This is a genomic window from Demequina sp. NBRC 110051 (assembly GCF_002090055.1).
Taxonomy (GTDB): domain Bacteria; phylum Actinomycetota; class Actinomycetes; order Actinomycetales; family Demequinaceae; genus Demequina.
Map to the genome: position 1 here is coordinate 63,819 of NZ_BBRH01000007.1, position 13,622 is coordinate 77,440.

A 13,622-nucleotide genomic window follows, 5' to 3' on the forward strand; every position below is an offset into this window, starting at 1 on the left:
CCGCGCTACTCCCGTCCGGGAGCGATCGCCCAGTCCGGCACGCTCGGCTTGGTGACGGGGACCGATGCCGGGGTCGGGTTGGCGGGGGGCTCCGCGCCCTGAGCCTGAGGCAAGACCGCCGCCGCGGGCGGCAGTCCCGCCGGGTCGTCGAGGGCCAGGGGCAGCGGCATCTGCACGCGAGCCACTCGGCCGGAAGCCGCCCATAGGCCGCGCCCGGGCCCGAACTCGGAGCGAGAGACGCGCGGGAACGTCGTCTTGAGGATCGCGTCGCCGTCGCCCGTCTCGGGCTGCAGCACCACCCCGCGGCGTGCGAGTTTGATCTCGGACTTGAGGGCACCGAAGCCCGCCAGGTCCACGACGTCGGACTCGAGCACCACCAGCAGGTCGCCCGTGCGTGCGCGCTTGAGCATCTCGGTCAGCACCTTCTCCGTGGGGGTGTCCGCGAAATCGGTCGCGGCCTCGACGAACAGCGCCACGGGGCGACCTGCAGCCGTCGCCGCGTCGACCAGTGCACCGAGGTCGCCCAACGACTCGGCGTCGGCCCCCGCAAGGTCCCAGCCCTCCCAGTCCGTCACCGCGTCGCGGCGCGCACCCAGGGCGACCAGGACGGCATCGGACCTCCATCGGCGCACCGCCTGTGCCAAGGAATACAGCGCCGTGGTGCGGCCCGACTCGGGACCGCCCGCGACGATCAGCGCCCCGGCCGGTTCGAACGGATGCGGTGCGAGCTCGACGTCGCTGAGGCCCAGCACGGGCTGGCCGTCCACCTCGGACGGCATCTCGGACCGCGAGTACTCGGACGGGAGCGAGCCCACGGGCTCCGCCGCCGCCCTCGTCGCCGCCGGCACCACCGCGGCGTCGCGCTCCAACGCCTGCGCTAGGTCGCGCGCGTTCGTCAGCCCGTGCGGCACGGCCACCTGGCACTCGAGCCGGTTGACGATGCCGCGGCCGGCCGGCGACTCGGCATCGAGGATGTCGCGCGGCGCACCCAGCGGCGAGTAGCCGTCCTGGTCGGCCAGGCGCATCACCACCCGCTTCTGCACCGTGGCCTGGAGCGAGTTGGAGATCGAGGCGGCGCGGTCGGCCGTGAGCACCACGTGGACGCCCACGGCGCGGCCCTCCTGCATCACGGCCTGGAGTGCGGCGTAGGCCTCGGCACGACCGGGCACGCCCTCGTATTCGGCGCGGAAGGTCGGGAAGTTGTCGAGCAGCAGCACCACGCGCGGCTCGTCGGGGCGCCCCTCGAGCTCGCGGTACTCGGTCAGCGTCGAGGCGTTCGCCGTGCCGTAGCGGACCGCCCGCTCCTCGACCGTCGAGCGCATCATGCGCATGAGCCGCATGACCCGCTCGGAGTCGTCGCCCGAGACGACGGAGCCCACGTGGGGCAGGGCCTCGAGCATGCGCAGCGCGGAGCCGCCCGCGTCGAGCCCGTAGACGTGCACGGCGCCCTCGGTCACGTGCCCGGCGGCGGCCGCGAGCGTGCGCAGCACCGTGGTCTTGCCCGCCCCCGAGGCGCCGAACACGATCATGTTCTGGTCGGACTCGGGCTCGAAGGCGAGCGGCTGCTGCTGCTGGCGCTGCGGCACGTCGACCACACCGAAGGGCAGGCGACTATCGGAGCCGCCCACGATGTCCTCGAGCGCGATCGCCGTGGGAAGCTCGTCGAGCCAGGGTCGGCGTGGAGGCGCGATCCGTGCGGAACGCGAGCCCGCGACGAACGTCGAGACCAGGCGCTGCTGATCCGTGGGGCCCACCGCGGCATCGGCCGTCGCCACCCGAGGACGCTCCCACGGAACCAGGCCGCCAAAGCCGAACGAGAATACGTCCGGGTGGATCTCGCGCGACTGGGTCGCGGTGCGCCCGCCGGCGAACGCCGACTGGAAGCGGGTGAGACGTCCGGGCCCGGACTTGAGGGCCGCGCGGCCGGGCAGCTCGGGCGAGAACTGCGCCGCGGAGACGTCCCCGATGACGTCGCGCGAGTCCGCCTCGTCGGCCATGCGCAGCGCCACGCGCAGGTTGGTGTTGGCGCGCAGGTTGTCCTTGATGACGCCCGCGGGCCGCTGCGTGGCCATGATGAGGTGGATGCCCAGGGAGCGGCCGCGCTGGGCGATGTCCACCACGCCGTCGACGAAGTCCGGCACCTCGGTGGCGAGCGCCGCGAACTCGTCGATGACGAGCACGAGAGCGGGCGGGCACTCCGGGTCGCCGCGCTTTTCGAGCGCGAGGATGTCCTTGGCACGCTTGCGGTTCAGCAATTCCTCGCGGAAGTGCAGCTCCGCGCGCAGCGACACCAGGGCGCGGCGCACCAGGTGCGGCGACAGGTCCGTGACGAGGCCCACGCAGTGCGGCAACTGCGTGCAGTCCGCGAAGGCCGATCCACCCTTGTAGTCGACAAACAGGAATGTCACGCGCTGCGGGCTGTACTCGGCGGCCATGCCCAGCACCCAGGCCTGGAGGAACTCCGACTTTCCCGAGCCTGTGGTGCCGCCCACGAGCGCGTGAGGCCCCTCGGTGCGCAGGTCGATGTGCAGCGCGCCGGCGGCCGCCTGGCCCACCAGAGCGCGCAGGCGCGGCTGGTAACCGTGGGGAGCCACCTCGGTCGCCGCGCCCGCGGGCACCAGCGAGCCGTTTTGGCGCCAGCGGTCCACGACCGCCTCGGCGTCCACCGCGAGGTCCGACCCGACCAGGTCGAGCATGGGCACGGTCCGCGGGATGTCGGACACGTCGGCGGCAGCCGCACCGGCATCGGCCGTCCTCGCCAACGCGAGCGCGAAGTGGGACAGGTGAGCGGCGCTGAAGCCCTCGACAGCCATGGGCGCGATGACCGCGCCCACGCGCACAAAGTGCGCCGCCGCCGCTGCAGTGTCGTCGAACTCGACGAAGGTGCGGCACGCGGCCGGCAGCGCCGCGCGGGAGCGCGACAGCCACACGGGAATGATCCCGCGGCCGGCGGCGCGCTCCATCAGCTGGATGAGGCGCGCGCGCTCGAGCGGGGCGTCGTCGCCGATCACGACGATGACGGCCGGAGGAGGCGTCGTGGACCCGGACGCATCCGTGCCGCGCTCGCCGATGCCCGCGCCCACCCTCAAGGCGGCCTGTTCCGCGGCGATGGCGCCCAGCGGGACGGGCGCGTCCTTGCCGCCCGAGCGCGCGTCCACCAGTTCTTCGAGGCGTGACACCACGTCGATGGCGCCCTGCGGCGTGGCTCCGAGCGGCGCCCCCAACAGCTCAGAGCCCGCGGCGACGTGCGGCAGCCACTTGAGCGCCTGGAGTTCCTCGGCCCACTCGGGGCCGACGATGCCGGTGACCACCACATCGGCCGGCGCGTGGAGGCCCGTGAGTTGGGCGATGAGGCCGCGCGCATACGCGGCGGTGTACGAGCGGCGGCCCACAATGCCCAGCGCGCCCGCCTGCGACAGGTCCTCGACGATGGGGACGTCGGGGATGTCGCGGTAGCGGTTCACGAGCGCGTCGAAGCGCTCCTCGTAGTCCGGCAGCGCGCGGTCGCGCCCCTCGGGCTCCTTCACGGTGACGCGGGACGGCGCGGTGCCCACACCCAGGCGCGCGAACAGGAAGCTCCAGTGTTCGGGCCGGCGCGTCCACAGCTGCTCGCCGGTCGCGGACGCGGCGGCGTTGATGTCTTCGAGGGAGGGCGACTCGGCGTGGCGGGCCACGGCCTCCTCGTCACGCAGGCCATCGAGGCGCTCGCTGAGGCGCGCCAGCTGGCGCTCGAAGGTCGCGATCGCCTCCTTGAGCTGACGCTTGCGGCGCGAGGCTCCCGTCGCGAAGTTGCCCAGCATCATCGCGGGGCTCATCGCCACGAAGATCAGCGACAGCGGCGAGCGCGTGACCGCGTAGACGGCGAGGCCCACCACGGCGGGCATCGCGACCATGAGCCACGGGAACGGCTGCTTCTCCTGCGGGATGGGCAGGGCGGCGCCTTCAAGCTCGCGGGTGGGGAAGCGAGTCTCGACGCGCGGGGTGCGGGTGTGGACCCGGGTGAGGACGCTGGGGCTGACCGGCTCCGCGTCGGGCGACAGCCGCGCCACCAGGGTGGTCGCACCGAGCGTCACGGCGGCGCCGTGCGTCACGTCGGCACGGGGAACGAGGGCGTCGCCCAGGATCACGCCGTTGGCGGAGTTGAGGTCCACGATCTCGATGCGGTCGGCCGTGGCGTGGATGCGCGCGTGGAGCTTGGAGACCATGTCGTCGTCGAGCACCACGTCGCAGGTATCCGCGCGGCCGATGGTCGAGGTGCCGCGATAGAGGGCGAGCTGGACGCCCTCGTCGGGGCCGTCGACGATGATGAGCGCGCCCACCGCGACCCGCGGGGCGTCCTGCTCGGGCACCACGCGGATCAGGATGCCGTCGCCGAGCGACAGGTCGTCGAGGGTGTCGCGGCCGTCGAAGGTCTCCACCGCGTGGGTGCCGTCCGTCGCGCGCACCTCGAGCGTCAGGCCGCCCGCATAGGCGCGGTCGCCGTACTCGCCGCGGGGGTCGTCGCCCACGATCGAGCGCGCCACGTCCTGGACCGTCGCGCCGGGATCGGCCTGAATCTGGATGTCCTCGAGCGCCCCCGTGGTTCGCTCGAGCGTCGCGCGCAGTCTCACGCCGTCCTCCCGGTCAAGGTGTCGTCTTCGCTCCGCGGCCGCATCGGGTCGCCTGCCCCGTCCCCGCCGCCCGCCTCGAGCGCGTCGAGGTCGGCGCCCGTCACCAGCCGCGACACGAGCGCGAACTCCACGAGCCGCGCACGTCGGTTGCTCGCGAGGTGACCGGGCCCACCCCTCAGCCCCTCGACACCGGCGCCGTCGAGCTTGGCGCACACCGCATCGAGCTTGCGGTTGAACGTCGTGAGGGGCCAGCCCAGCCGTCCGGCTGCCTCGGCCGAGGATGGCATCGACGACAGTCCCGTTCCTGGCTCCCGCAGCGCGGGCTCCGCGAGCGCCGTGACCAGCAGTCGCTGGCTCTCGCTGAGGCGCAGCGGCGCGCGCGTGACGTCGCCCCCGGCAGGCTCGGGCGACGATGGCGTCATGACGGCATCGGGCGTCGTGAGGATCACCTCGTAGGTGCGCGCGCCCGCCGTGAAGCGCACGCGCAGCGTCGGCACCACCAGGGGCAGCGTCGCGCCCGGGCCCAGCTGGGCCTGGAAGTGCCCCGCCTCGGTGCCCACGCTGACGGCAATTGCGCTGCCGACGTTGGTGAGCCACCACCAGCCCTGATCCTCGTGGACGCTCAGCAACCGCCGGTGCAGGTGGGGGTTGTCGTCAATCGTGACGTCCGCGTTGCGCCCGATCGTGAGCGTGCGTCCCGGCTCGACCACCACCTCCGTGTCACCGTGCGTGACGGTCAGGGGGCCGGTCACGCGGCCCCCTGCAGCACGGTGAGCGCCACCACCACGACGGCCGTGACGAGCGCCGCTCCCGCCGCCACGGCGATCGCGATGCCCGCCAGGCGCTTGCGGCGCGCCCGCTCGCGCTTCGCGGCGACCTCGTCCGGCGTGAGGACGGCACGGACCGCTTCACTGGGAACGGCCGATGCCGTGGCCGGCTGCGTTGGCGGCGGCACCACCGGCGTGGGGCGAGTCTCGTAGCGATCGTGCTCGGCCCCAAAGTCACCCTGGCGAGGAAGGTCCGTCGCCGGCGCGCCGGGGGGAAGCATGGGCCGGCGGCGGGTGCGCGCGCCACGGCCCGCGGCGCGCGTGGTCTCGTCGGCGCTCGAGGAGGGGCCGGTGTCCCCCGCGGGCTCGCCGGCGTCCGCCGCGCCACTCTCGGGGGTCAGCGCCGCGCGCCGCGACGCGAGTCGCGTGGCCTCGTCAACGTCGTCCGGCGCATCGGGACCGCCGCGGCGCGAGGCCAGACGCGTCGCGTCGTCGTCCGGCGCCGTTCTGCGCGCGCTCAGGCGCGTGGCGTCGTCGAAGACGTCGTCGAAGATGTCCTCGTCCCCCCGCTCCGCGCTCATGCCGAGGGAGTCCTCGCCACCGCCCCGCGCGTGTCGTCGTCGTCCTCGGGCCACAGCGGCCACGGCTCGGCGACGGCGTGATGGGGCGTCACGGTCGCGGGCGCCTGAGCGACCACCACGGTCACGTTGTCTCCCGTGCCGTGGCGCAGCGCGGCCTCCACCAGGCGCTCGGCGGCATCCTCGGGAGAGTCGGACAGCCCGGCGACGGAGCCGATCAGCGACGCCGACACCACGCCCGTGAGGCCGTCGCTCGCGATGACGAGCCTGCTCGCGGGCACCACCGGCACCAGCCACGCGTCGAAGGCGTCGACGCCGTCGCCCAGGGCGCGGGTGATGATGTGGCGGTCCGGGTGGTGCGCGGCCTCGTCGGCCGTGATCCTGCCGGCGTCGACCAGCTGCTGCACGTGCGAGTGATCGACCGTGATCTGTCTGACCTCGGTGCCATCGAGTTGGTAGGTGCGGGAGTCGCCCACGTTGACCACCATCCACCACGGCTCGCCCTCGTGCTCGACGGCGATCGCGCCGGTGAGGGTCGTGCCGGATTCGGCACCCACGCGGCGGCCCACCTCCAGCACGTCCGCGTGCGCCGTCGTCATCGCCGCCGTCACATCCTCCGGGGTCAGCGTGCTGCGCTCGGCCAGCGGACGGAACGCATCGATCGCGGCCGCGCTCGCCGCCGCTCCCCCGGCGTGGCCGCCCATGCCGTCGGCGACCAGGTGGACCGGGCCGCTCGACAGGAAGCTGTCCTCGTTGCGCGGCCGCGGCCCCGCGTCGGTCGCCCCCGCGCCAACACTCCAGTGTCCCTCGCTCATGCGTCCCCCTCGCGCGTCAAGTTCACCTCGAGGTCGCCCAGCAGCAGCGTGCCGATCACCTCGATCGCCTCGCTCGTGCCCGCCTCGATCTCCGCGCCACCGGCTCCGCGCACCACCGTGCCGTTGGTCGAGCCCATGTCGGTGACAAACCAGCGGTCGCCGCGAGGCTCCAGCCGGGCGTGCACCTTCGAGATGGTGCGGGTGGCATCCACGATGCCGATCCGGTCCGCCCCGCCCCCCGGCGTCGCGCGGCCGATCACGATGGGGCCGTCGGGCAACTCGTAGCGGTCCGCACCCACCTCGAGGCTCCACGTGACGCGCCGCCTCGCGGCCAGCACCGTCCTGTCGTCCGCGTCGTCATCTGTTGCGGCCGATGCCGTGGCCGGCTCCTCCTGTTCGCTCGCCTCAGCGATGGGCTCGGGAAGGGGCGGGAGGAGGCTCGGGACCGCGGCCGTCTCGGCCTCGGGTTCTGGGGTGGGCACCGACGGGGCCGGGGCCTGCTGCTGTGCCTGACGGCGCGCCTCGACGAGCCACTGCGGCTCCGCCTCGCCCGTGGGCGCAGGGGCAAGGTACGGCGAGACCGCGGGCGCGACCGGAACCTCGGGCGCCGGCGCGACGGTGGGTGCCGGCGCGGGAGCCGGGACGGCGTCTGGCTCGGCGGCAGGGGCCGGCTCAGGTTCGCCGTCCCCAGCGGCATCCTGCGCAGCCGTGAGGTAGGGCGAGATGGCGAGGGTGTCGGTCGCGGCCTCGACGGGAGCGGGCGTGGGTGCCGAGGGCGCGGACGGTGCGCTGGGAACAGACGGTGCACTGGGAACAGACGGTGCACTGGGAGCCGACGTGGGGCTCGGCGCGGAGGCCACGCTGGGCTCCGTCGGAGCGCTCGGCGTCGCCGCCGCGACGACCGGGATGGCGGCGGATGCAGCATCGAGTGTGGGCGCCGACAGCGTCGGCACGTCGTCGGCCGAGGGCGCCGAGAGCGCGCGCATGTCGGCTGGCGGCGGCGTTGCCGCGGCGGGGGTGAACGGCGAGACGCGCTCGGGAGGCGTCGCCGTCCAGCCGGGCGGCAGGGATCCGCGGGACTCCTGCGCGGAGGCCGCGGCCGGCGCGTCCTCGTACGGCTCGACGGGAGCCGGGGGCGTCACCGGCGCGAAGGGCGTCACCGCGAGCGGCGCGACGGGCGGGCCGTCGGTCGCATGCTCCTGCGGCGCGGGCTCCGAGGCAGGATCGACCTCGGCCGGCGCGGCAGACGCGGGCGGCGCGTACGGAGACAGCGGCGACGAGGAGTGCTCGGCGGGCGTACGGGAGGCGACCGGGGCATCGGCCCCGTCCTCGGAGCGCAGCGCGAACGAGGAGGCGGCGACGGCCTGGGAGCGGATCGGACCCTGCTGAACCTCGGACGCACGACGGGCGGCCTCATCGGTGCGTCCCGCCATCGAGTAACGCCCCCACCCCAGGATGGACGCCCAGATGTGCGGCGCGAGCGCCGCGACCCAACTCAGTCCCGATGGCGCCTTGAGGCGCAGCTGAATGGTGCCCGAGCCATAGATCCACAGCACCCACCCCACGAGGGTGCCCAGCGCGTACGTCAGCGCACCCGCGAGAAGGGTGAGGCGAGCGGCGGGAGGTGCGGCATCGGCCTCCTGGAGGATCCAGGCGAACCCGGCGAGCATCGCGACCAGGCCCACGGCGCCGATGCCGCGGGCGAGGCCGACGGCGACGCGCGACATGCGCGCCGCCTGTGCGGCCGCGACCCAGCGCATGACGGGCACGAAGGCGATGGCGCCGGACTGGCCCAGCTTGCGCAGCACCGCGCCCAGCGCGAGACCCATCCACACCAGGTCCACCACGAGCGCGACACCTATCGGCGCGAGAGCCATCAAGGCAACTGCTGTCACCGTGTTCCGTCCTTCCCTGACCCCACCGAGCCCGATCCCGGCCGCCCGCGGCGGCGGGCCGTCGCCCCAGTGTGGTCGCTGCGCCAGTGCTGGCGGTCGGTCTGTGTCGGCGTGCCGTGAGCCGCCGGAGCATTCGAGGGGGAATGCCATAGCGAGCGTAGCGACAGGCGCATCCTCAGCCGGGTGAACCACCCGCGCGAGGCCAACCAGTGCCGGCGATCGCTGTCGACAAGCTCCCAGAAGCGGTCCGCCTCCTCGCGCGAGGTGTCACGGCCCGAGAAGGTGGCGCGGTCGGTGAGCGTCGCGATGGTGCCCGCGTGCGGCGAGGCGTAGGCGGCGGCCACCTCCGCGCGGGTCGCGAGCGGCATGGCGTCAAAGCCGGCGTCGGCCGCGATGTCGAGGTACTCGTCCCATCCGCCGTGAACCGCCTCGGCCGGCTCGCGGCCGCGGCGTCGGCGCCTGCGGATCACCTTCCACAGGATGATGGCGAGGACGGGCCCGGTGAGGATCAGGACGGCGAGCAGGCTCAGGCCGGCGATCTGGACGATGGGCAGCCACCAGGCCGGCTCGGCGGGCTCCTCGATCTCGGCGGGCTCGGTGTCGTCCGACGTGCCGCGCTGGGTGGCCGGAGGCACGATCGCCTCGGCCTTCTCCGGGTCGAGGGGCGAGGCGAACTCGGGGTCGCGCTGCGAGGAAATGTCGGGCGAGACCGGGTTGGCGTGCTGCGGGGTGACGTCGATGGGCACCCACGCGCCCTCGGTGCCCTGCACCTCAACCCAGGCCGTCATGTTGGCGCCGCGGCACTCGCCGCCGTCACACACGGGCGCGACGTCGGCGTCCGTGCTGGCGAGCCGGGTGCCCAGCACCACGCGCGACGGGAAGCCCAGGGAGGAGGCGATGAGTGCCGTGGCGGCGGCGAACTGCTCGTCGTCACCCGCGGCGGCCACCAACTGAGCGTCGGACGCCCCGTCGCCCACCTCAGCGGCGCGCTCGTTCAGCGCGGTGAACAACCGGTCGATGCGGTCGTAGGAATGCCCCGCCGCCGACGACACGAACGTGTACTGGCCCAGCTCGCTCACCCACCGCGAGCCCGGCTCGGGCTGCTCGAGGTCGTGGCTGAGGTAGCCGCGGGCACGCAGGCGCCGCACCAACTCCTCGAGACCCTCGCCGTCGCGCGACACGGACTGCTCGGCCACCCAGTCGCGCAGCGAGTCGGGGATGAGGGAGGCTGGCACGCTGCCGGCGCCGGGCGAGGAGCCCAGGTCGGCCACCGTGAGGTCGCCCTGCACGTAACCCGTGACCTCGTAGGTGTCGCCCGAGGCGACGCCCGACTCGAGGGCCATCACCCCGGCATCGGCCTCGGGCAGGTAATAGAAGTTGTCGACCAGTTGCGCGCGGCGCGGGCCGCCAAAGGTGATGTCGCCCAGCTCGCCCACCACGGGCACCCATACGCCGCCGCCCGAGGAGATCCCGATCTGAGCCGTGACGGCGCTCGCGCCGTCGGGGCCGGGCAGTCGCGACGGGACGCGCTGGAAGCGCGCGGGGGCCGCACCCTCGGGGGCTGAGGCGCTGTAGGTGTCGCCGTCGAAGTACGGCAGCGAGGCGATCCGCACGCGGTCCACCGAGCCCTCGCCCACGGCGACAGTGAACAGCACCGCGTCGTACGCGTCGTCCGAGAAGTTCTCGCGGAACGAGGCCAGCGGCGTGATGGTCGAGTCGACCGTGAGGCGCGGCTCGATCGCGCTGCGGGCCACCTCGCGCGGCGTGGCCGCGGCGAGAGGCCCGGCGATCACCACGCCGAGGACCACCGCGGCGACGAGCATCGCCAACCCGGCGCCGGCATCGGCCATCATCCTGTGCCTGGGCGTGCCGGCCAGGTGCGCGCCGCCGGCCGCGCGGGTGACCGCGATGGCGCGCCTGCGTGCGTACGAGGCTCTCCACGCGAACCACCCGAGGATGACCAGGAACTGCGCGAGCCCCACCACCAGCTCGCGGCTGACGAAGGTGCCCAGCGGCGCCCACGCGAGCGTGTCCGCACGGGTGACGGGGCCGATGAGAATCGCGAGCGCCTCGAGCGCGGCGAGCACGCCGGCGGCGGCTCCCCAGCGACGCTCGGACCTCAGCGCCCACCACGACGCGAGGGTGGTGCCGGTCAGCAGCGCCGCGTAGACGGGCACGATCGTGGCGCGGTATTCGCCCAGCGGAAGGGGCAGGGTGACGATGTCCTTCCAGCCCAGCACCGGTCCGCGCAGCAACTCAAACGCGGCGCCAAGGGCGGAGTCAACGCCGCTCGTGGCGCCGGGCACCACGAGCGCGAGGCCGCCTACGACGTAGACCGCGAGCGCGAGGAGCGCCGCCCGGCCGCCTCCCCACCGCAGCCGGTCACACAGCACGGCGATCGCCGCACCCGCTCCCACCGCGAGGGCGGCCGAGGCCACGTAGCGGCTCGACTCGTAGACGGGGTACAGCGTCCAGGCGGCGACGGCCGCGCCGGCCGCCATGAACGCGGCGTTGAGCAGCGCGAAAGAGAGCGTCGTGGTGGCGGTCCGGGTGCGCCGGCCGGGACGCGAAGCGCGCGCGTTCATGCCGCACCCCTCGCGAGCAGCTGGCGCAGGTCGTCGAGGATGCCCAAGCTCAGCAGCCGCGTGCGGCCCAGGGCGTGAAGGCCGGGCTCGGAGTGCGGGTCGCACACCACCGCAGCGACGGCGACGTCCGCGGGAAAGGCGAGGGAGGCCGCCGAGATGTCGGGCAGCGCCGCCTGGGAGCCGGTCACCAGGAACGCGAGCGAGGTGTCGTTGGTGACCTCGACCAGCATGCGCGTGAGGCTCGTCATCGCGACCACGTGAGGGCTGCGGTCCACGCCGGACAGGTCGTCGAGCAGGCGGCGCGGGGTGGTCACCGCGAGCTGCTCAAGGGACCGCACACTTGCGCGCGCAAATTCCGGCACCTCGCCCGAGACGACCACCTGCACGTCGCGCCCGTCGCGCACCGCGCGCACGCCCAGCGAGCCGACGGCTGAGACCGCCATCTCGAACTCGGCGTCGTCCGCGTAGGAGCGCTCGTCGAGGTCGAGCACGATCGACAGGGTGGAGCGCCGCGTCTCCTCGAACTGGCGCACCATCAGGGTGCCGGTCTTCGCCGTCGACTTCCAGTGAATCTGGCGCTGCGCGTCGCCGCGCGCGTACTCGCGCACCGCGTGAAAGGAGATGTCCTCGTTGGTGAGGGTGCGCGTGGAGCGGCCCTCGAGGTCGCGCACAAAGCCCTGGGAGGTGCTGGGCACGGCGATCGTCACGGGGTGGATGTAGAGGGTCTGGACGTCCGCCCAGTGGAAGGTGCGCTGCAGCAGCCGCAGCGGGTCCGAACGCGTGGTGGTCGCGGGGCCCACGTCGACGATGCCGCGGCGCGTGGCGGGGATCACGATGGGCTCGGTGTGCTCGTGCCCCCGCCTCAGCAGCGGCACCTGGAAGTCGATGAGCCCCTCGCCGACGGGCACGTCGACCCTGCCCGGAAGCGCCACACGGGACGCGGGGTTGCGCACCACGATCTCGGCCTCGGCGGCGTGGCCGGCGACCACGGCATCGTGGAGCAGCCGGAAGTCCACCTCGTACGGCTCGCGCCCCACCAGGAACGGCAGCGCGATGAGCAGCAGCACCAGGCCCACGGCCGCGCCGATGAGGAACTCGCCCCACCCGAGCACCAGGCCCACCACGGCGCCCGCGAGGGTCCACACGATGACGGCCCACCCCGCGGCCGTCGTGACCGAGCGCACCGCATCCCACGCGCGCGACACCCACGCCGCGACCACGCGCGACACCCGCAGCGCCCACAGCCCCAGCGCCACCCAGCGTCCGCGACCCTCGTCCGAGACCTGCGTGTGGGTGCGCGTGTATCCCGTGCGGGTGTGATCCGCTCGGGTGCGGGTGCCGGTGTCGCCGCGGCGGCGGGTGCGGGTGGCCATCGACTAGCGCAGGTCCTGCTGGCTGGGAGGTGCGGTGTCGAGGAGGACCTGGCCGATGACGGCGGTGGCGGTGACACCGTCGAACTCCGCCTCGGGGTCAAGGATCAGGCGGTGGGCGAGGACGGGCTCGGCGAGCGTCTTGACGTCGTCGGGCGTCACGTACGTGCGTCCGTGGGCGAGGGCCCAGGCGCGGCAGCCGCGCGACAGGGCGAGCGCTCCACGCACGGACACGCCCAGCCGCACCTGGGTGGCCTGACGGGTCGCGTCCACGATGCGGGCGATGTAATCAAGAATCAGCGGGCTGGTGTGCACCTCGCGCGCGAGCGCCGTCATGGCCGCGATGGTCTGCAGCTCCGCGATCTGTGGCACGGTCACCTTGGTGGGCCGGCCCGCGTCGAGAATCTGCAGCGTGGCGCCGTGGTCGGGATAGCCCAGCGACGTGCGCATCATGAAGCGATCCAACTGGGCCTCGGGCAACGGATACGTTCCCGCCTGCTCGACGGGGTTCTGGGTCGCGACCACCATGAACGGCGAGCCGGCCTGACGCGTGATCCCGTCAACGGTGACCGATCCCTCCTCCATCACCTCGAGCAGCGCCGACTGCGTCTTGGGGCTCGCGCGGTTGATCTCGTCCGCGAGCACCACGTTGGCGAAGATGGGGCCCGCGTGGAACTCGAACTCGCCCTTGGACTGGTCGTACACCGTGATGCCGGTCACGTCGCCGGGCAGCAGGTCGGGCGTGAACTGGATGCGCGTGCTGGTGCCCTTGATGGTCTGGGCGATCGCGCGCGCGAGCGAGGTCTTGCCGGTACCGGGCACGTCTTCGAGCAGCAGGTGGCCCTGCGAGATCATCGCCGTGAACCCGAGCTCCACCACGTGGCGCTTGCCGAGCACCGCGCGCTCGACGTTGTCGGTCAGGGCGGCGAACGTCGCGGCGAACCAGTCGCTCTGCTCGTCGGTCACGCTCATGCTGGGCTCCTTGGGTGGGGGTCTATGGAC

The 13,622-nt window shown here is 73.6% G+C and carries 8 protein-coding genes; all 8 read right to left on the reverse strand.

The window, feature by feature from the left end:
* Window positions 1-5 precede the first annotated feature (5 nt).
* From B7K20_RS01910 to B7K20_RS01945, 8 genes are read right to left on the reverse strand one after another with little or no spacing between them, the layout of a single operon-like run.
* Window positions 6-4,610, reverse strand: a complete 4,605-nt coding sequence (locus tag B7K20_RS01910) for an FtsK/SpoIIIE domain-containing protein (RefSeq protein WP_084099836.1) — start codon at window positions 4,608-4,610, stop codon at window positions 6-8.
* Entirely contained in the window at window positions 4,607-5,362 is a 756-nt protein-coding gene (locus tag B7K20_RS01915) for a hypothetical protein (RefSeq protein ID WP_084099837.1), read from the reverse strand. Before B7K20_RS01915 ends, B7K20_RS01910 begins: the two co-directional genes overlap by 4 nt.
* Window positions 5,359-5,958: a hypothetical protein gene (locus tag B7K20_RS01920; protein WP_084099838.1), complete on the reverse strand. Its 600-nt coding sequence runs from the start codon at window positions 5,956-5,958 to the stop codon at window positions 5,359-5,361. Before B7K20_RS01920 ends, B7K20_RS01915 begins: the two co-directional genes overlap by 4 nt.
* Window positions 5,955-6,770 carry a PP2C family serine/threonine-protein phosphatase gene (locus tag B7K20_RS01925; RefSeq protein ID WP_084099839.1) on the reverse strand — a complete coding sequence of 272 codons (816 nt, stop codon included), beginning with the start codon at window positions 6,768-6,770 and terminating at the stop codon, window positions 5,955-5,957. Before B7K20_RS01925 ends, B7K20_RS01920 begins: the two co-directional genes overlap by 4 nt.
* The gene (locus B7K20_RS01930; RefSeq protein ID WP_144018481.1) at window positions 6,767-8,665 is read right to left on the reverse strand and encodes an FHA domain-containing protein; all 1,899 of its coding nucleotides are present in this window, start codon (window positions 8,663-8,665) and stop codon (window positions 6,767-6,769) included. The genes B7K20_RS01925 and B7K20_RS01930 overlap by 4 nt, the downstream gene beginning before the upstream one ends.
* Window positions 8,662-11,250, reverse strand: a complete 2,589-nt coding sequence (locus B7K20_RS01935) for a transglutaminase domain-containing protein (protein WP_084099841.1) — start codon at window positions 11,248-11,250, stop codon at window positions 8,662-8,664. The genes B7K20_RS01930 and B7K20_RS01935 overlap by 4 nt, the downstream gene beginning before the upstream one ends.
* Window positions 11,247-12,623, reverse strand: coding sequence for a DUF58 domain-containing protein (locus tag B7K20_RS01940; protein WP_084099842.1), 1,377 nt, complete (start codon window positions 12,621-12,623; stop codon window positions 11,247-11,249). Before B7K20_RS01940 ends, B7K20_RS01935 begins: the two co-directional genes overlap by 4 nt.
* A 3-nt stretch (window positions 12,624-12,626) precedes the next feature.
* Window positions 12,627-13,592: a MoxR family ATPase gene (locus tag B7K20_RS01945; RefSeq protein ID WP_084099843.1), complete on the reverse strand. Its 966-nt coding sequence runs from the start codon at window positions 13,590-13,592 to the stop codon at window positions 12,627-12,629.
* Between the last annotated feature and the right edge of the window lie 30 nt (window positions 13,593-13,622).

Bases quoted from the DNA above. Each gene is read 5' to 3' on its own strand.
- B7K20_RS01920 (WP_084099838.1), bottom strand. From the start codon at position 5,958: ATGAGCGCGGAGCGGGGGGACGAGGACATCTTCGACGACGTCTTCGAC.
- B7K20_RS01925 (WP_084099839.1), bottom strand. From the start codon at position 6,770: ATGAGCGAGGGACACTGGAGTGTTGGCGCGGGGGCGACCGACGCGGGG.
- B7K20_RS01935 (WP_084099841.1), bottom strand. From the start codon at position 11,250: ATGAACGCGCGCGCTTCGCGTCCCGGCCGGCGCACCCGGACCGCCACC.
- B7K20_RS01940 (WP_084099842.1), bottom strand. From the start codon at position 12,623: ATGGCCACCCGCACCCGCCGCCGCGGCGACACCGGCACCCGCACCCGA.
- B7K20_RS01945 (WP_084099843.1), bottom strand. From the start codon at position 13,592: ATGAGCGTGACCGACGAGCAGAGCGACTGGTTCGCCGCGACGTTCGCC.